This window comes from Psychrobacter faecalis (assembly GCF_016107575.1).
GTDB classification, from domain to species: domain Bacteria; phylum Pseudomonadota; class Gammaproteobacteria; order Pseudomonadales; family Moraxellaceae; genus Psychrobacter; species Psychrobacter faecalis.
The window spans coordinates 1-569 of sequence record NZ_JABAST010000094.1 but is presented as its reverse complement, the minus strand read 5'-3'; the positions used below and the strand labels follow the sequence as shown (position 1 = coordinate 569).

1 pseudogene is annotated in these 569 nt (G+C 42.5%); it reads left to right on the top strand.

Going from position 1 to position 569, the window contains the following annotated elements:
* Positions 1-569: pseudogene (locus JFC07_RS13070) on the top strand (RNA-guided endonuclease InsQ/TnpB family protein); the annotation flags it as partial.

Sequence of the window (569 nt, the reverse complement as noted above, 5' to 3'; positions counted from 1 at the left end):
CATCTTCAACGCACCAATCATTTCTTTTCAGCTTATGATATTGCGGCTTATGTAAAAGGTAGTGGCGAGCTGCTAAACCTGCACAGCCAAACCTTACAAGCCATCACCGAAACCCATACTAAATCTCGCAAGCAATTCAAAAAAGCCAAACTAAACTGGCGAACCAATAACCCAAAATCTAAGCGTAAATCACTTGGTTGGATTCCTTTTAAAAAAGCAGCAATCAAATACGTAGGTGTCAAAAAATCAGGAAAGAAAAGTCTTAAATCCACCATTCAATTTAGCCTGGCTAAAGGCAAGAAGCTGACCATCGACGTGTGGGATAGCTATAATCTAGCACTCTACACCATCAACACCTGTGAGCTTGTACAAGACAGTCGCGGCCACTGGTATGCCTGCATCACCGTTAAAGAGTACCCAAAAATTGAGTGCGGTACAGGAGAAACTGGTATTGATTTAGGCTGCAGGGACTCAGCAACGACAAGTAATGGTGAGGTACTAAAAACCAAAGTCACCCAGCAATACGCTAAAAAACTAGGCATTGCTCAGCGGGCTAAAAACAAACAAAG